This is a genomic window from Rhodococcus sp. Ni2 (genome assembly GCF_021352185.1).
Lineage (GTDB): Bacteria > Actinomycetota > Actinomycetes > Mycobacteriales > Mycobacteriaceae > Rhodococcus_F > Rhodococcus_F qingshengii.
This window is the reverse complement of the sequence record NZ_WOXZ01000003.1, coordinates 476,778-496,592: the sequence shown is the minus strand read 5'-3', so window position 1 is coordinate 496,592 and position 19,815 is coordinate 476,778. Positions and strand designations below refer to the sequence as shown.

Sequence of the window (19,815 nt, the reverse complement as noted above, 5' to 3'; positions counted from 1 at the left end):
GAAAGTCCCTGTCCTCCTTGTCGGAGAACAGGGACTTTCTTCACCGCGGGGGAAGGTCGCTGCGACGTGTCAGCTCAGGCCGAAGAGCGCGCCGATGATGGTCCGAGCAGCCTCGAAGAGCGCGTCGACGGACGGAACACCGATTTCAGAGCTGATGGAAAAAAGGGAACCCAACATACGATCCTCCGGAGATAGTTTCTGAATGGCTTACTGCCACAAGGGAAATGATACCGATTCCACTTGCGGAACTGAAGCAAGGGGACCACGGGAGTGACAATTCCGGACCAAAGTCCCGGCCCGTTAGATCTACTGCACCCCAGTATGATTGCGATCCTTCGAATCCGAATCGACACCTTCGAGATAGCCGACGAGAACTTGGGCGACCTCCGCCAACACCTCAGTGCTCGACATTTCCGAGTGGGAGCAGTCGACCAGGTACGCCCGCAACGGCCCCACCAGTTCGGACCACCTTTCGACCAGGTGACGATGTTCAGGCAGATCATGCTGCGCCACAAACAGTTCCACTGACCCGAAATAGTGCCTCGGCGTGTGGTCCCGAACGATTCGCGACAGTTTTTCCACCCGACCCACTACGGATTCGAGTACCGTGTCGGAAAGGAAATCCATACCGGTCTGCCTTCGGATCTCTGTCGCAACGTCTGTGAAAGTCAGTGCTGCAGTTTCAGTTTCAACCTCGGATAGCCCGATCTGCGCGAATAGTTCGGAAGGTTTCGGAGCCGCTTGTACCGATGGCATCATCTCCGGTAACAGCGCGTCGAGCATGACAACCGAACCGACCAGATCGCCGGCCTCTTCGAGTTGGCTCGCCATCTCGAGCGCGATCGTTCCGCCGGCAGACCAACCGAGTAGATGGTATTCACCTGATGGCTGCACCGTCCGTACGGCATCGACGTACCCCGACGCCAACTCCGCCACCGTGCCTGGCAATTCACCTGCTCCCGTTGCCTGGATGCCGTACACCCGTCGACCCCGCAGCTGACCGACGAGTCCGGCGTAGCACCAGGCGATTCCGCTGACCGGATGCACACAGAACAACGGCGGCCGTTGGTCATCGGGGTCGCCGCCGAGCATGACGACCGTGTCCAGCGGATCCGAACGAAGCGAATCACCCTCGAAGACATCGGCATGAACGAGATCCATCCGAGAGGCAAGCTCCGCCACAGTTCGGTCGGTGAAAATCCATTGAACCGGGAATTCCCTGTTCAGGCTCTCACGCAAGCGCGTAGCCACTCGAACTGCACCCATCGATGTCCCGCCGAGCTCGAAGAAGTCGTCGTAGCGGCCGACCGATTTCGCGCCGGTCACGCCCTCGAATGCCTGTGCCACGTGACGTTCGGTATCCGAGATGGGTCGATCCGCACTCGACCCCGGCTGCGGTGAAGGAGCAGGAAGTGCCGCTGCGTCTATCTTCCCCGAAGCGAGCAACGGTACCTCGCCCACTATCGTCACCGACGAAGGCAGCAGGTGCTTCGGCAGCAGGCCGGAGACGAACCCGCGAAGCTCCGATTCCGTCGCCGAACCGTTTTCCGCCAACGTCACATACGAACGGAGCTCAGCGGATCCGTGCCCGTCGTCACAGACAACGGTTACCGAGAAGGCCACTGCTCCATGGCTTGACAGAGCCGCGTCGACCTCCGCCGGTTCCACGCGGACACCCCGCACCTTCACCTGCGCGTCGTTGCGACCCAGGTACTCGAGCGCTCGGTCGTGACGCCTACGACGCACGAGGTCACCCGTGCGATACATCCGGGTCCCCACCGCATGAGGATTGGCAACAAAGCGCTCGGACGTCAGAGCCGGGGAAGCGACGTACCCCCGTGCCACATTCTCACCGGCGAGGAACAGTTCTCCCGCAACGCCATCCGGAACCGGTCGGAGCCTCTGATCGAGAACAAATGCTGTCGTACCAGGGACTGGAGTGCCGACAGTGACGTCCGCGTCAGTGATCCGTGCGGAAATCGATGCCGCGATCGTTGATTCGGTCGGTCCGTATCCGTTGACGATGCGATGTCGGGGTGACCACGCCGACGCAAGGCGCGCAGAGAGCGGCTCCCCCATCGATTCGACGATCAACGGTTGCACTGCATCCGGATCGACTGTCGCCAGGACCGTCGGCGTCACGATCAGATGTGTTACGTCGGCGGCTATCAGCAGATTCGTGAGTTCTTCTCCCCCGTAGACGAAGTCGGGAGTCAGAATCAGCGTTCCACACCCTGCAGCCGCGAGAAGGATCTCGATCACCGACGCGTCGAAGGTCGACGACGCCAATTGCAGGACTCGGGGGCCACGCTCGAGCTCGGCGATCTCGGCGTGTGCGGTGCAGACGTTCATGATTCCGCGGTGTGAAACCTCCACGCCCTTGGGTCTTCCCGTGGAACCCGACGTGTAGATGACGTAGGCGAGGTTGTCGGGGTGAGCCGGCGTTGCCGATACCTCGGCAGCGCCACCAGCAGTGCGGGATTCGTCCATCGCCACCCACTCGACGCACTCGGGCAAACTCTCGGATGCACCTCCCGCTGTCAAACCGACAACCGAACCGCATTCCTCGACCATCGTCTGCCGGCGCGCTGTCGGCAGCGCCGGATCGAGCGACAGCCACGCTGCGCCTGCACGCGCTACTGCCCACAACGCAACGATCCACAGATGCCCGCGCCCGAGCGCAACGGCCACCACGTCGTCGGGTCCGATTCCTCGGACCACCAACTCGCGTGTCCAGTGCGACGACTCCTCGTGCAGGTCGCGGTAAGTCCAGCGTCTGCCGTTCTCTTCCAGCGCGACGCCGTCGGGCGCCTGACGCAGAGCGCGTTCGAAAATGTCGGCAATCGTCAGAGGTTCGACGTGGCGAGGATTCGCAGCAGTCAGCGCCGAGCGTTCGAGTCCGGACAGCAGTTCGATCTCCCCGATCACAATCTCGGGTTCCGCGGTCACTGATTCGGCGATACGTCTCACCCGCTGCATGAACAGTTCCGCGGTCGACTCGCGGAACTTCTCCGTCGCATACAGCAATCGAATAGTCAGACTGTCACCGGTGTCGACCAGGTCCCACGTCAAGTCGTAACCGGTCGACGCCCCTGCGTTGTCGATGTCGAAGACGGTAATGCCGTCGATCTGCGGCAACTCCAGCGCTCGCCGGTACGCCAGCATGACCGTGAACAGCGGATGCTCGTTCATCCTGCGCGGCGGATCGACCTTCGCAACGACGTCGTCGAACGAGACGTCCGCGTTCGCCATTGCTTCCAGATCGGCACGGCGAACCTCGTCCAGAACAGCAGCGAAGCGATCGGTGGAGTTGATCCTCGTGCGCAATGCGACAGTACCCACCATCATTCCGGCGACGCTCAGCAGCGCCGGATCGTTCCGCAGACTCACAGCTGCTCCCACCACGACGTCGTCCGTGACGCACTCGCGAGCGAGCAGCACGGCAATCACGCTGTGGACGACCATGAATACCGTGACGCCATGCGAACGAGCCAACGCCGACAACGCGTCGTAGGTGGCGCCGTCGAGGACTTCCGTCACCATCTCCTCGGATCGTGAAGACACGGGACTCCGGGGGTTGTCGACGGGTAGAGCCAACACATCCTCGACGCCACAAAGTGCGTCCGACCAGTAGTCGAGTTGCCGGTGGGCCATGCTGAGAGAATCCTCGGGGTCACCCAAGCTCTCTCTCGCCCAGAAACTGTAGTCGCCGTAGCTGATCTCCCCCGACGAGCGATCCCAGGGAAGACCTGCCGACCTGGCCTCGAAGGCTGCCACGAAATCGGTCAGGATCGGGCCCATCGACGCTCCGTCGATCGCGATGTGGTGAACAACGATGACCAGGACCGTCAGTCCTGCAGAGTCGACTCCCGCCTTTTCGGTGAACACACGCACACGGAACGGAACATCTCGTTCGAGATCGAACGGCACAGTCGCGAATGCCGAAGCGCTCGCACGGATATCGCCGACGTATACCGCAGTGAGATCGAATGCAACAGAGTCCATTTCAAGTTGTTGCGGACCGAATTCGCCCGGAACACAGACAGTTCGCAATACGGCATGGTGATCGACGACGTCGCCGAGGGCGCTGCTCAAGACCGAACGATCGATGTCGTCTGACAGGACCGCTGCAAACGTCAGGTTGTACGCAGTCGATTCCGGCTGAAGCTGATTGATCAGCCAGAGTCGTTGTTGCGAGGGCGCCAGCGGGGCCGGCTTGCCGGGATCACGTCGAGTCAGTTCGCGGCGTTTGCCATCAGACGCGCTCGCCGACAGCCACTGAGACATCGCTCGCGGCGACGGATTGTCGAAGACGGCGCGAACAGGCACATCTCGCGCGAAGATCGAGGCGAGTCGACCTGCCACCGCTGCCGCGGCCAACGAATCACCACCTGATTCGAACAGGTTGTGCAGAGCGCCGAAACTTCCGGACACGTGTTCCGACATGACAGCGGTGACGAGTTCCTCCGAAACCGTCACTGCTGCATCGGGCGCCTGGCTCTCGAACACATGGCGCCGCAACGCATCTGCATCCAGTTTTCCGTTCGTCGTGAGCGGGATCGACTCCAATACGACCACGCGGCCGGGCATCAGATACGCAGGCAACATCGCGGCCAACTCGATTGTCAGCTGATCCGCCTCCACACCATCGCCAACCGCGCACGCAACGGCGATGTCGTCGACGAGGACAACCGCCGCAGCCTCGACGCCCGTGCACCGACGCAGAGCTGATTCGATTTCGGCGGGCTCGACGCGGATTCCTCGCACGCTCATCTGACGGTCGGAACGTCCGACGAATCCGAGCGTGTCATCCGTGCGGCGATGAACCAGATCACCGGTCCGATAACGGCGGTGCCCACCGGGTGCTGCGATGAACGACGTGGCGGTGCCGGCAGGATCTCCGGCATAGCCCATCGCAAGCCCGGGCCCGCTGACGTACAACTCACCGATCCCGGCCCACGGCACCGGACGCAGTCGCGTATCGAGCACCTCTGCACCGATTCCGGCGAGCGGGACTCCGATGGTGACCCGATGATCCACTTCGGCGACAGTGGTGACCACCGTGCATTCCGTCGGTCCGTACGCATTGAGCATTCGCGCGCGGCGACTCCACGCACGCGCGGTGGAAGGTGAGAGCACATCGCCACCGACTGCCACCACCTCGAGCGAATCGAACCGCTCCGGAGCCATCGTGTCGAGAACGGCTGGAGTGGACAACATGTGAGTGACGCCGCGTTCTGCGACGAATTCTTCGAGTGCCCTTCCGCCGAAAGCCTCCCGAGGAGCGACCGCCAAGGTAGCCCCGGCGCCGATCGCCAACATCATCTCGAGGATTGCTGCATCGAACGTCGGTTTGTAACCGTGCAGCACAACCGAGTCCGAAGTCACGCCGTACTTGCGGACAGCATCGTCGGTCAGCAGGCCCAGTCCTCGGTGGGTGACTGCAACGCCTTTCGGTTCACCGGTCGACCCGGACGTGTGAACAACGTACGCGACTGAATCCGGATACTGCCGACCCGGAACAGGGCTGCGATCGGAGAGGACGGTGCGCAGCTGCTTCAGACGTGCCGGCGGTAGGTCGGGGTCGATCGGCACGAATGCCGCTCCCGTCTTCGAGATCGCCAACATTCGGACCAGGTACGCGATAGTCCGTACCGCCGGAATCTCGTACACGGCACCCGGTCCTGCTCCCCGAGCCACCAGTTCCCAGGCTTGGGCATCCGAGGCAGAGTCGAGTTCGGCATACGTCACCGTGCGGTGTCCGTCGTCGAGTGCAATGTTGTTCGGGAATCGCGCCGCGGTGGCGGCGAAGATCTCGGTCAGTGTGCGGGACGAATCGACCTCGGCAGCAGTCCAACTGGGCGCCGCGCCCACCACGAGATCCGAAACGAGTACTGGTACATCCTCGGCAATCGAGGTGAGCACTCTCGACAGCTGTCGGGTAACCGCGTCGGCGCTCGAAGGATCGAATGCGCTCGCGGCATAGATGAGCGCTCCGGTCAATGAACCGTCGTCAGCGGGTGCGAGCGAGGCATGCATGGGGAACTTCGTTGTCGCGGTCTCGATTTCGCGAGCCTCGATCGTGAGGCCGGAAACCTCCACGGCAGGGATCGCGAAGTTCTGCAGACCCAGCGCAATCTGGGGAGTTCGTCCACCGAGCAGCTCACCAACCAACTCGGCAGGAACAGAGCTGTTTTCGAACGCTGCCACATCAGCATCGAAAGCTGCACCCAACAAAAGATCGATCGGCACGTCCCCGTCGATCCGAAGGCGAAGAGGCACCGTATCCACGAACATGCCGACCACGCCGTCGAGCTGAGGCGCCCGCCGTCCGTCGACAGCTGTCGCGATCACGACATCGGGATTTCCACTCAGCTTGGCAAGCACCACCGACAACGCCGCATGAACCACCGCGAACAGCGAGACCTTCAATCGGTCGGCTCGCGCCTGCAGTGCCGAGGTGATGACGGCTGGTATCACGAAGTTCACTCGCTGCGCTAAGGTATCCGGCCCGCCATCGGAGTGATCCACCGTCAGCGGAGACACAGATGTCACACCGTCCAGCGTTCGGCGCCAGAACTGCTCGACGCCAGGGGAAACGTCACGTGCTGCCTCCCACGCGGCAAAATCCCCGTACTGGATCGGCAACGGAGACCATTGCGAATCCAGTCCAGCTCGTCGCTTGCCGTAGGCGGTCAGCAGGTCGCCGACCACCGTTCGCATCGACACCCCGTCGACTGCGATGTGATGAAAGCTCACTGCCAGAACGTGCCGGACCGGTGACACCTGGAGCAGCATCCAGCGCACCGGCAGGTCTGCCGCTACATCGAAACCGCGCGAGCCGAACTCTCGCAGCAGCACCTCGACCTCGATGTCGGCGACCAGCCGCGTTTCCATTGTCACAGAGGTCGGAGGTTCCACGACCTGAACCGGTGGAGTGCCCGGATACCGGGTTCTGAGGACGTCATGACGACCGACAAGATCCGTCGCTGCCTGACGCAGCGCGGACACGTCGAGTTCACCGTCGATCTCGATGCAGATCGGCAGGTTGTACGCACCACTCGCTGTGTTCCGCTGATTCAGTACCCACATCGCACGCTGGTTTCGTGACAGGGGTGCGGGCGTGGGGTCGCGGCGCGGTTCCAGTCGGACAAGATCGGTCACCGAGTCGTTCTGCTCGAGCGAATCGAGCCGGGCTGCCAACGCCGCAACTGTTGGATGCTCGAATACGGTCCTGAGCGGAACAACCAGCCCCAGAGTACTACTCAAGAGCGAGGTAACCTCCGCGGCCGACAGCGAGTTGCCCCCGAGCGAGAAGAAGTCTGCGTCGCGGTCGTCCTCATTCCCACCGAGGACGGAACCAAAAGCTCCGGCTACAACACGTTCGGTGGCGGTGGCCGGCCCCTCTGCACGGGAAGCATCCAGTGTCGGAGACGGGAGACGGGCGAAGTCGACCTTGCCGTTCCGCATCGGAAGCTCGCCCTCGATGTCGACGATGGCATGCGGAACCATGTACGTCGGAAGGACTTCTGCGGCGGCAGCGCGAAGTTGACCAGTGTCAACTCTTTCGGCACCTGAACTTCTCACGTAGGCGACCAACAGAGGACTTCCACCTTCGGCCGACCGAACCCCGACGACACAGAAGTCGACGTTCGCGACAGACTGAATGACTGCCGCGATCTCACCCGGTTCGATCCGGACACCGTTGACCTTCACCTGCACGTCGGTTCGCCCGAGATAATGCAGGCGATACGTATTTCCCTCGGATTTGGGGCTTTCCGGCTTCCACATCACCAGGTCGCCCGTCCGGTACATCCGGGCGCCTGAACCGGTTGCCACGAATCGTTCCGCAGTTCGGGCCGGTTGGCCGGCGTAACCGCGAGCGAGCATTCGACCTGAGAGATACAGTTCGCCGGCGACTCCCGGCGGCACCGGTTCGAGTCGATCATCGAGCACGACGGCGTCGACCCCGGCCAGTGGATACCCGATCGATCCGTCGTGAGTGTCACCCGACAGTTGTTCGATCGACAGTGGTTCGGTAGCAAGCGAATACATCGTCGACTCGGCAGGTCCGTATCCGTTGATGACTCGGCGTCCGGCTTGCCAGCGCTTCGCCAACGCGCCGCCGAGTCGCTCGCCCCCGAACATCACCGTGGAAAGGTCCGGCAGCGAAGGATCGCCGATCGAGGCGACGACAGTAGGTGTGGCGCACAGATGAGTAATTCGCTCGCGCCTCAGTGCTGATGCGAGTCCCGAGCCGAACAGTTCTTCGTTCTTCGCCAGAACGAGCGTGGCACCGGACGCACTGGCGATGAGCACCTCGAGCAACGTCATGTCGAATCCTGGCGCTCCGCGATGGAATACGCGAGAACCTGGCCCAGCCGAGAATCGACCGGGCAGGTCTTCGGCGATCACACCGAGCCCGCCGTTGGTCACGACCACAGCCTTGGGGGTTCCGGTCGTTCCTGACGTGAAAACTACGTAGGCCGCCAGGTTCTCGGAATATTCGCGCACCGAGTCGGTGACTTTCTCACCACCAGCGTCTTCAGCACCAGCGTCTTCACCACCAGCGTTGCGGCCGCCGATCGCTCCGGTGCCCAGTGTTTCGAGGACATCGCGTACTCGCGCCTGCGGCTGTTCCGGGTCCGTCAATGCCGGAGCTGCACCGACCTTCGCGATTGCCCACAGTTGCACGATCGACGCAATCGACCGATCTGCAGTCCAAGCAGCGACCTGGTCGACTCCAACTCCCCGGGAGCGCAACTCGTCGGCTGCGACATCCGACTGGGCATCGAGTTCCCGGTAAGTCAGTGTGTTGCCCTCACCCTCGACCGCCACAGCGTCCGGGGCGGATTCGACGCCGAAGCGCAGCATGGAGGCAAGTGTCGTACCGGAAAGTCGAGATCGATCAGGCCGGTCGACCGCGCCGTGTGCGGGGACGAGAAGAGCTCGTTCCGCACTGTCCAACAGGTCGATTTGCCCTACGGCGACATTCGGGTCGACAGACACTTGATTCAGGAAGCGCTCGAACCGGCCCGCAAAGCTCGATACCGTCAGATCATCGAATAGATCAGCGTTGTAGACGAATTCGAGACCGAGTTCGCCCCCGACCCCCTCGTCCGTGACGTTGACCTGCAGATCGAAATTTGCGTGCCTGACTTCAGGAGCAATCTGTGTGATGTCCAGCCCTGGTATCGACCACGCGGCGGTCTCAGCAGTTCGGAACGAGAGCGCCACCTGGAACAACGGATGTCGCGAACGCGATCGCGGTGGGTCGATCAGATCGACCAGCGATTCGAAGGGCATCTCTGCGTGCGCGAACGCCGCTACGTCACGCTGACGAACCTGCTCGACCAACCGGCCGAACGAGTTCGACGGATCGACTTCGGTTCGAAGAACAATCGTGCCGGCAAACATGCCGACCAGCTCGTCGAGTTCAGGTGTGACGCGTCCGGACACAACAGTGCCGACAGCTACGTCATCGCTACCGTTGTACCTCGCCAACAGCGCCGCGAGAGCGGCGTGTACAACCATGAACATGGTCGCGTTGTTCGATCGTGCGAGTGTCTGAAGGCCCGTTCGTACCGAACCTGAGATCTCCACCCGACAGCTCGACGCACGGGCGAACGTCGAACGTGGACGATCGAGGGGAAGCGTCACCTGCTCGGGAAGTCCTTCGAGAGCCTGCATCCAGTAGCTGCGTACCGTCTCGGGAATCCCCGATTCCCTTTGCCATGCACTGTAATCGGAGTATTCGAGCGCGAGCGGCGACCACTGCGGAGCGTGCTGCGCCGAGCGGGCGATGTACGCCGCAGTGAAGTCGCGGACCAACAATTCGAGTGATCGAGCGTCGGCGGCAATGTGATGGACGACGACAGCCAGGATGTGCTCGACAGGTGAAACCTGGAGAAGTGCCGCACGTACGGGCGGATCAACGGTGACATCGAAGCCCGAACCCACCAGTTCTGCTACACAATTTTCGGCGTCGCCGCCGTCGAGTGCCTCGAGCTGAAAGGCCGGAAGCGCATCCTCGGCGTCGAGCACCGTCTGAACCGGGCCGCCGCCGACAACCGGGTACACGGTCCGCAGAGTGCGATGGCGATTGATCACGTCACGAATTGCCAGTTCGGCCGCAACCACGTCCAGCTCGCCTGCCAAGCGCAGCACGATCGGGATGTTGTATCCGGCGGAGTCTGTATCCAACTGATTCAGAATCCACATTCGATGCTGGGAAGCTGACAGGTGCACTTCCGTGTTGTCCGAACGAGGCCCCAAGGACACGTCAGACGCGTGCTCCGCGCCGGTTCGCCCTACACCTATCCGCGCAGCAGCGATGTCTGCGAGCTGATCGACGGATGGGTGCTCGAACACATCGCGGACGTCGAGGTTACAGCCCAGGGCGGAGTTCAGACGCGACGAAAGACGAGTGGCGATCAAGGAATTGGCGCCTTGATCGAAGAGGTTCCGGACCGGATCGACATGCGGAACTTCCATCAAATCGCTCAGAATGGCTGCGACTGTCTGCTCGAAGAAGTCTCGCGACTGCCGAGTCGGCTGCGTGAGAGACACCGGGGTCGGCAACGATGCTCGGTCGATTTTGCCGTTGATCGTGACCGGTAATGACGCGAGCGCCATCAAAGCCGACGGAACCATGTGCGCGGGCAGCAACGAACGAGCAGTCCGCAAGACGCCGTCGAGGTCGTGTCCGCTCCCCGGGGTGATGTAACCGACCAAAGTCGGCCCGCTGTCGAGTTCTCTCACCACTACCGCGGCCTGCTCCACCGACGTGTGAGCCAACAGCGCGGATTCGACCTCGCCCGGTTCGATGCGGTAACCGCGCAGTGCCATCTGACCGTCGGCGCGGCGAACATATTCGAGTCGGCCGGCTCGCCAACGGACCAGATCGCCGCTGCGGTACATCCGTGATCCATCGAATCCGGGTTCAGGCACGAATCGCGAAGACGTCATCGCGGGTCGACCCAAGTAGCCTTCGGCCACCTGCGGACCCGCAACATACAGTTCGCCGACAGATCCCGGAGGGACGGGCTTCAACGACGCGTCCAGTACGTAGCTGCGCAACCCTGGTAGTGGGGACCCGATCGGCGAGACAGTCTCGTCACCGGGGACAAGATCGAAACTGGTGACATGGACTGTGGTTTCGGTGATTCCGAACATGTTGACGCCCCGCACGTCCGGGTGCCGATCGAACCAAGCCTCCACGCGCCCGGCGTCGAGGCGATCACCGCCGAAAACAATCGTCCGGAGCGGAAGCAGCATTTCCTGCGTGACTTCCGCCAACGCATAGAAGGCGGCCGGGGTCTGATTGAGAACGGTCACTCGTTCCCGCACAATCAGATCCGCGAATCTTTCGGGTGAGCGCGCGACATCACCGTCCACGATCACGAGGGATCCGCCAGTGGTCAACGAACCCCACATCTCCCAGACCGAGAAGTCGAATGCGTACGAATGAAACATCGTCCATACATCTTCGGCGTTGAAGTCGAAGATCTCTCGGGTCGAGGCGAGCAGCGCCAACACGTTGTCCTGAGACACCACTACGCCTTTGGGTGCTCCAGTTGATCCGGAAGTGTAGATCACGTAGGCGGCGGACTCCGACTGTGCAACGGGCCAGTCGGCCGTAGCGTCAGTCGTCTCGTCCACGAAGATGACAAGTTGCTCGTACCCAACGAACCGCCCAGCAGATTCGTCCGTCGACAGAATCGCTTTCGGGCCTGCATCGGCAAGTACGTAGTGGATACGAGCGTCGGGATACTGCAAGTCGATCGGTACGTACGTCGCGCCCGCGCGAACGACAGCGATGATGGCTACGACGAGGTCGACCGATCGAGGCAGGGCGACCGCCACGCGATCACCGACTCGAATTCCTCGATCGATCAAGACAGCGGCAAGGCCCTCCGAACGAACTCGCACCTCTTCATAGGTGAAACGAGTATCGCCACTCGACACCGCGATTGCATTCGGATGCCGGGCTGCGACGGCCCCGAAGAGGTCAGGCAGCGACTGCGCGACAATCGACGGCGCCGGCACCCGAGCCGACAATTCTTCGCGTTCCGCAACACTGAGAACATCGATGTCACGCAGCATGATTGACGAGTTCTCGGTAATCGAGCCACACACTCGACGAAGCCGCTCGACCCAGCTCTGCACGGTGCCTGCATCGAACAAATCGTCGGCATATCGGAATGTACCGCGAATACCGCTCGCGTCGCCGTCAATCGTACGATCCTCGCGCACCGTCACTTCGAGGTCGAAGCGAGGGTGCACGGGGGGTAGCGGAGTGCCGTGCGCCGTCAGAGTTCCCATCGCGATCTCGGAGTCGGGCGCTACCGGATCGACAGCGAGAACAACTCGGAGGAAAGAATTCTTCTCGCCTACGGCCCCACCGACCGCACGGTCGACCACCCAGTCGAACGGGACGTCCGCATTGGACAGGGCCGCCACATCAACCTCGCGCACCCGAGTCAAGAACTCACCGAACGTGTCTCCGCCGCGAAGGAGCGTTCGCAGCGCGACGGTCCCGACGAACATACCGACGACACCGTCGAACGAAGGATGCGTTCGTCCGGAGGTCGGGGTCCCGATGACCACATCGGACGCACCGGTGATCTTGCTCAGTGCGATCGCAAGGCAGGCGTGCAACACCATGAAGGTTGTGCAGTCGTGCGCGCGAGCGATCTCGTTCAGCGCCGCATGGATAGGTGAGGGGAACTCGAACGTCACGTCCCGCGCCGACGACGGTTGGTCCGGCCGGCGGGATCTGTCCACGGGAAGCGCCAGAGTCGGATCAACACCGGCGAGTGTGTCGGACCAGAATTCCAGCTGGCGTCCTGCCAAGCTCTGTGGATCCGCGGGATCACCGAGAATGGTTCTGTGCCAAGCGGAATAGTCGCGGTAGTCGAGAGCGGGCGAAGGCCAGATCGGCGACCGTCCGTCGGCGCGAGCGTCGTACGCCGCGATGAGGTCCGAGACGATCGTCGCGAACGAAAGGCCGTCCAGGGCGATGTGATGGGCAACCACGGTCATGCGGTGGTCGGCGTCGCTGCCCGAGGCGAGGATCAAGCGAAGAGGCGCATCGGTCGCCAGGTCGAAACCCGCCGCAACCAAATCCGCTGACGCAGCCTCGTAATCCTCGGACGCAACCTCGATCAGAGTCACCGGAGTCGCGGTCGCAACCTGGATCGGCCACGCATCGTGATTCTGGTCGAACGAGAAAACAGTACGCAAGACGAGATGGCGATCGGTCAGGTCACCTACCGCCGCCCTCATCGCCTCGATATCCAGAGCACCACTGAACGCGACCTCGAACGCAATGTTGTACGCCGACGACTGGGGATCCAGACGGTTGAGTAACCACAGGCGTTGTTGCGCCGGTGCGATTTCCACGACGAGGTCGTCCGAAATGCGTTGGGGTTCCACCATCCACTCCGCCCGCCCCGCACGGATTACCCGGGCCAGGCGCGCCGGCGTCGGGGCACCGAACACGTCCCTGACACCAACCCGTCTTCCGAGAGCGGAACTCACTCGCGCGGCAACATACACGGCGTCGAGTGAACTACCGCCCCAGGCGAACAAGTCGGAGTGCGGTCCGAGAACTCCGACGCCGAGGACCTCGGCCATCACCGAGGCAATCAATTCCTCGTCGTACTCGATCGGACGGTTGACCGCCGCGCGCTGCTCGGCCGGCGCGGACGACGCCGGTTCGGGGAGCGCTGAACGGTCAGTCTTTCCATGGCTCGTGACGGGCAATGCTGCCAAAATAGTCACCGAACTCGGCAGCATGGAACGAGGAAGTCGGGAAGCCAGATGATCGAGCACCATCGTCTGGCTCAACGGATGAGCTGCACCTTCGGCCACGGTCACATACGCCGCAAGCAACCCGGATCGCTCGACCACCGCTGCTTGCGCAACGCCGGGAGTCGACAGGAGCACAGCCTCGATCTCGCCCAGTTCGACGCGTACTCCACGGATCTTGACTTGTTGATCAGAGCGACCCAAGAACTCGAGTTGACCGGCATCGTTCCATCGCACGACATCCCCGGTGCGGTACATGCGCTCGCCGGCACCAGTGGCACCAAAGGGCGCCGCTACGAAACGCTCCGCGGTGAGCGTCGGAGAAAGGTACCCTCGCGCCAGTCCGTGTCCCATCACGTACAGCTCCCCCGCGGCGCCGACCGGAGTCGGACGCAACCACGAATCCAACACCACAGCGGCAACGCCGTCGATCGGACGCCCGATCGGAGTATCACCGCCAGGCTCGAGTGGCTCGCTCATGAATGCCGCGACGGTCGCTTCACTGGGGCCGTACGAATTCACGATGTCGACGTGACTCGACCACGCATCCACTAGCGCTCCCGGCGGTCGCTCGCCGCCGACGTTCAGGACTCGAAGTTCCGGCAAAGCCCGAGGATCCATCGTCAACGGAACCGATGGCGTCGAGTTCAGGTGCGTGACACCTTCGAGCCGCAAATAGTCTTCGAGGTCCACTCCGCCGATCAATCCGGGAGGAACGATCACTGCGGTCGCGCCGCAGCCGTGTGCAAGCAGAATCTCGAGGATCGCCACGTCGAACGATGTGTTTGCAAGGAGCGCGACGCGGGAGGAACTATCGATGTTCAGACGCCGTGCGTGAGAACGCAGCAACGGCACAATGCCTCGGTGCGTGACCGCGACACCCTTCGGTCGCCCGGTAGAACCAGAGGTGTAGACCACGTAGGCGGTGTCGTCCAGAGACAGGTCGGCGATAGATGAACCCGCCCCCACGCGTCGATCCACCGGCCCTTCGACGGTCTCGTCGCCACTGGGATCAACGACGCACACCCAAGCCGGCACGTCCACGAGTTCGCCACCGACCACAACGGACACGTCGGCGTCGTCGAGAATGAAAGCGACACGCTCGGAGGGTGTTTGAGGATCCACGAAAAGAAGGACAGCACCAGCCCGCACTACCGCGTGGAATGCAACTACGGAATCGGTCGAGCGCTCGGTGAGGATCCCGACGACGTCGCCTCGTCCGACTCCGTTCTCCACGAGCAAGGCGCAGAGTGCATCCGCGCGAGCGCCGAGCTGGTCATAAGTGACGTCCACACCTTGCTCGCGGATCGCGACAGCACTCCCCTGCCCTGCGCCGCCTCTGATGACCGAATCGAGCGTCGCGAATCCGTCCGTCCGCGGACCCAGCGCGGGGACCAGATCCTTCACTTCATCCGTCGAGAGGATGCGGAGGTCACCGAGCGCACGGGTAGCAGAGTCGAGGAACCCCTCGAGTAGCCGAACGAACTGACGATGATGCATCGCCAGGTCACGTTCACTGTAGAGGTGCGGATTGGCTTCGAAGGAAAGGCGAACGTTCTCCCCCGCGATCGACGGATAGATGCTGAAGAACAGGTCTTCGGTGGGGCCGGATGTGAGGACGTGAAACTCGCCGACGACGTCGCCGAGCCGAATGGCTTCGTGAAACATCATGACGTTCACGGCCGGGCCCGCCGCCTCACGGGATCCGCCCTGACCTTCCTGGAAGCCCATGTCCTCGTAGCGGAATCGCTGGTGGCGTAGCGCACCGGTCATTTGAACCGAGATCTGACGCACCAGTTCTCGTGGCGACAGATCCCGTTCGAGTTGCGCACGAACAGGCACGATGTTGGACAGCATCCCACCTGAACGTCTCGACGTCGCCGTGGTGCGGCCGGACACCGGCAAGCTGAGGACTACGTCATCGGAATCAGTCATGCGACCGAGATAGGACGCGAATGCACCGACGAGGACCGCCACCTCGGACGTAGTCCACTCGGTCGCGACATCCGAAAGCTGTTTTGCAAGAGTTGGATTCAGTGTCCGAACCATCATGCGCTGCGGCATGGACGTCAGGCCGGCGCCGTCGGCGAGGCGAACCGGGCGGGGCAGGCCTTCGGACATCTCCGTCCAGTACTGCTCGTCCGATCGATACCGCGACGAGGATCGGTAATCGACGTCGAGGTCATGCAGTGCACGTACCCCGAGACCACCGAAAGGAGTCAGCGTCTTGCCATGAACCAGATGCGAATAGCGCTCGGCCACCCGAGCGGTGAGTGTCATCGCCGCATGTCCGTCGAGCACGAGGTGATGGGCGTGCGAGTACCAGTAGTAGTGCTCATCTGCCAGGTGAAGCAAGGTTGCCGAGATCAGGCGGTCAGACATCACGTCAAGTGGCCGTGAGTATTCCGCTGTCATCCACTCGTTCGCGCGCTGAACCGGGTCGCGGTCGCTGCGTAAGTCGAGGTATGCGAGATCGTCGACGATCGAATGATCGACGACCTGTGCCGGCTCGGCATCGGTAGCGACGAGGCGAACGAACGGCGACTCCAATTCATGACATGCCGTATTCGTTGCCTCGATCAGCGCGTCGACGTCAACCGGTCCGCGTAGTTCCACGTACTGAGCCACCACGAACGGAGTTGACGGACTCAATTGCTGCGCGAACCACAGCGCGAGCTGAGCCCGAGACAACGGAAAAGCACTCAACCCGTCACCTCACATTTCACCAGCCTTGTTTTTCACGAACGTTCGGTGGCTGATCACGTGAATCCATGGGAGCGAACACCACGAACGGCCGAACCGAACCCTACTGTCTCGTCTAAGTTTTCACCACTGGGCCAACACTGCTAGACATGTCGACGCAGCTTTCACGCACTCAAACGTCAGGAGCTTCAGCGGATGAACAACGACACGGTGGGACCAAAGTCCGACGACGATTCCGGGGCTGAACCGAGCGGCTCCAACACCATCCCACCGAGGGGCCCGGAGCGCGAAACCAAGGGGGCGGCCGCTTTTCTCCGAAGCCGTAGAACGGCAGTCGCGATCACCGCAACGACGCTGGTAGTGGGCGGTTTCGTGGCATGGCTCGGGTACACGGCATACGAGGCGAAAGACAACCTGGAGGCGGCTCGCGACCACGCACAGTCGGCGAAGAGCGCTCTCCTGGCCGGAGATACGGGAGTCGCAGAGTCTGCCGCGGCGGAAGCCGATCGCGAAGCATCGGCCGCATATGACAACACCCATTCACTCCCCTGGAACATCACCGCCGCAATTCCCGTCATCGGGTCGCCGTTCGAGTCGACGCGCCAGATGACCGAGGTCGTTCAGGGGCTTACGCGTGACGTTCTCGGCCCTGCCGTGACTACCGGAACTTCACTCGCACCAACGGAATTGGTGCAGCCCGGTGGGCGCTTGGCACTCGCACCGTTACGCGAAGCGGAACCGAAACTGGCCGAAACAGCTATCGCCGCGGAATTGCTGTCGTCGCAGGCACAGGAAGTTCCCGAATCGAAGTACCTGGGCCGAGTTAACGATGCCAGAGCAGAATTACAGTCGCAGACAAGCGAACTGGCTACCCTCCTGACGAACACCGCCACCGCGGCGCGCATCGCACCGGCGATGCTCGGCACCGACGGACCGCGCAACTACTTCATCGGTTTCCAGACCAATGCGGAAGCGCGAGGAACCGGCGGCCTGTTGGGTGGATACGGCATCGTCCGAGTCGACAACGGCGCCGCTCGGGTGGACACACTCTCCCCCAACTCCGAACTAACACTGGACAATCAACCGATAGACCTTGGTCCTGACTTCAACCAGCTGTACGGAAACAGTCGACCGACCACCGATTTTCGCAACAGCAACCTCAGCTCGCACTTTCCCTACGCAGCGCAGATCTGGCAGTCCCTGTGGTCACAGGAGTCCGGGGGTGAGCTGGTCGACGGCGCGATAGCGACCGATCCGATAGCACTGAGTTACCTCCTCGCGGCGGTGGGACCAGTAGAGATGCCGGACGGAGAGTCGGTCACCGCCGACAACGTCGTTGAGTTGACCGAGTCGACCGCGTACGCACGCTTTCCCTCCGACAACAAGGCACGAAAGCAGTATCTGCAGACAATCGCGGCCCGTGTCGTGGCGAAGATGACCGGGAACATCAAGTCGCCGAGCGCATTACTGGAGGCTCTGGGCAGAGGTGTCAGCGAGGGCAGAATCGCAGTGTGGAGCTCTCACCCCGACGAACAATCGGTTCTTGACGACACCGTCCTCGGGCACACCATTCCCGATGATGCGGCTCCGTATGCCGGTGTGGTGATCAACAACCAAGCCGGCAACAAGCTCGACTACTACCTCACACGAGAAATCGACTACACAGCCCAGACGTGCACCGGCGACACCCGAAAGACAACGGTCACCGTTCGACTGACCAACAACGCGCCCGACGCCGACCTGACCGAATATGTCAGCGGGATCGTCGACAACCCCGGACGACTGCCCAATGGCACCAATGTGGCTGCAGTCACTCTGCTTGCGACAGCCGGCGCCAAACTCGATGCCGTCTCCGTGGGTGGACAGATTTCGTTTGCCGTCAACGGAACTGAACAGGGTCACCCGGCCTACATGACCAGGGCCGTCATTCCGCGAGGCCAGACGGTTGAGCTGAAGTTCGATCTGACCGAGCCCACAGCCGAGGGCGAAGCTCGCGTACCGGTCCAGCCGCTTGTCGACGACCCGAAGATTACCGTCGACGTTCCTAGCTGCTGAGCTTGTCCGGCAAACGTCGACGAGGCCCCTGGCATGTCGCCGTTTGTCGGACTCGTGAACTTTCAGCAGATTTGAAACTTTGGCAAAGGCTAGCCTATGCTTCCTGACGCGCCTGGAACCGGCCGTCGGCTGCGATCCGTCGGAGTCTCACTCCTCGGCGCATCGACAACGGAAGGTACCCCATGCGATACGCCCGTGTGCGCTCACTTCGCCGAACTGTGGCGCTGAGTGGATTGGTCATTGCCGCCCTGGTAATCGGCGGATGCAGTAACAACGACACCGCAACCGAATCGAGCAGCAGCGACTTCGAAACCGTCACCATCGAAAGTGCGCTCGGAAACGCCGTCATCACCGAAAAGCCCGAGCGAATCGTGACTCTCGGCATGGGGTCGGCGGAGACCGCAATAGCGCTCGGCACGATCCCCGTCGGCGTCGAAAAGTACGCATGGGGCAGCGACGACACCGGGTATCTGCCGTGGGTCCACGAAGCGGTCACGAAGCAAGGTGGCGAACTGCCAGAGCAGTTCACCGGCGGAACCGATCTCAACATCGAGGCGATCATCGCTCTCGAACCCGACCTGATCCTCGCCCCCTGGTCCGGCATCACACAGCAGCAGTTCGACTCACTCAACGCGTTCGCGCCGACCGTCGCCTACGCCGAGAGCCCCTGGACCATCACGTGGGAAGACCAGATCAACGTCATCGGCAAAGCCATGGGCGAATCCGAGAAGGCGACAGCCGAAATCGACAAGATCAAGTCGCAGTTCGCGGAATCGACTGCAGCACATCCGAACTACGCCGACGTCAGCTTCTCTTTCATCTACAACACGGGCCCAGGAACCCTCGGCGTCTTTTTCGCCGAAGAGCAGCGTGTGGCCATGGTCCGCGCACTTGGCCTGCAGGTGGATCCCGTCGTCTACACCTTGACGGAATCCGAAGGAACAGACTCCGCCGTCATCGGCCTCGAGAACGCAAACCTCCTCGACAAGTCCGACCTGCTCTTCACCTTCTACTCGGACCCGGCCAATCGGGCCGAGATCGAAGCGCAGCCCGCTTACCAGGCAATCCCCGCTGTGGCTCGGGGAACTGTCATCGCTCCGACCGAACAGCCCTTCGTCACCGGTTCCTCGATGATCAACCCTCTGACCGTGCCCTGGTCGCTCGAGCGCTACGTGCCGATGATCGACGAGGCAATCGCGAAGCTGAACAAGTGATGTAGATCAGCATCGTGCGATCGAGAAATCC

3 protein-coding genes are annotated in these 19,815 nt (G+C 62.0%); 2 read left to right on the top strand and 1 reads right to left on the bottom strand.

The features are described 5' to 3' along the window. Positions 1 to 306: 306 nt before the first annotated feature. Positions 307 to 16,518, bottom strand: coding sequence for a non-ribosomal peptide synthetase (locus GN300_RS28770; protein WP_063316117.1), 16,212 nt, complete (start codon positions 16,516 to 16,518; stop codon positions 307 to 309). 192 nt (positions 16,519 to 16,710) lie between these two features. On the opposite strand from GN300_RS28770, the gene GN300_RS28765 reads away from it, so the two are divergent. Together GN300_RS28765 and GN300_RS28760 are read left to right on the top strand one after the other, a co-directional pair. Further along, positions 16,711 to 18,570, top strand: a complete 1,860-nt coding sequence (locus tag GN300_RS28765; protein WP_058039485.1) for a DUF4012 domain-containing protein — start codon at positions 16,711 to 16,713, stop codon at positions 18,568 to 18,570. 182 nt (positions 18,571 to 18,752) lie between these two features. After that, complete coding sequence (locus GN300_RS28760) at positions 18,753 to 19,784, top strand: iron-siderophore ABC transporter substrate-binding protein (RefSeq protein WP_063316118.1); 1,032 nt, start codon at positions 18,753 to 18,755, stop codon at positions 19,782 to 19,784. The last annotated feature ends 31 nt before the right edge of the window (positions 19,785 to 19,815 follow it).

What these genes read in the sequence shown, in the direction of transcription:
- GN300_RS28765 (WP_058039485.1), top strand. Translation starts at nt 16,711, where the DNA reads ATGAACAACGACACGGTGGGACCAAAGTCCGACGACGATTCCGGGGCT.
- GN300_RS28760 (WP_063316118.1), top strand. Translation starts at nt 18,753, where the DNA reads ATGCGATACGCCCGTGTGCGCTCACTTCGCCGAACTGTGGCGCTGAGT.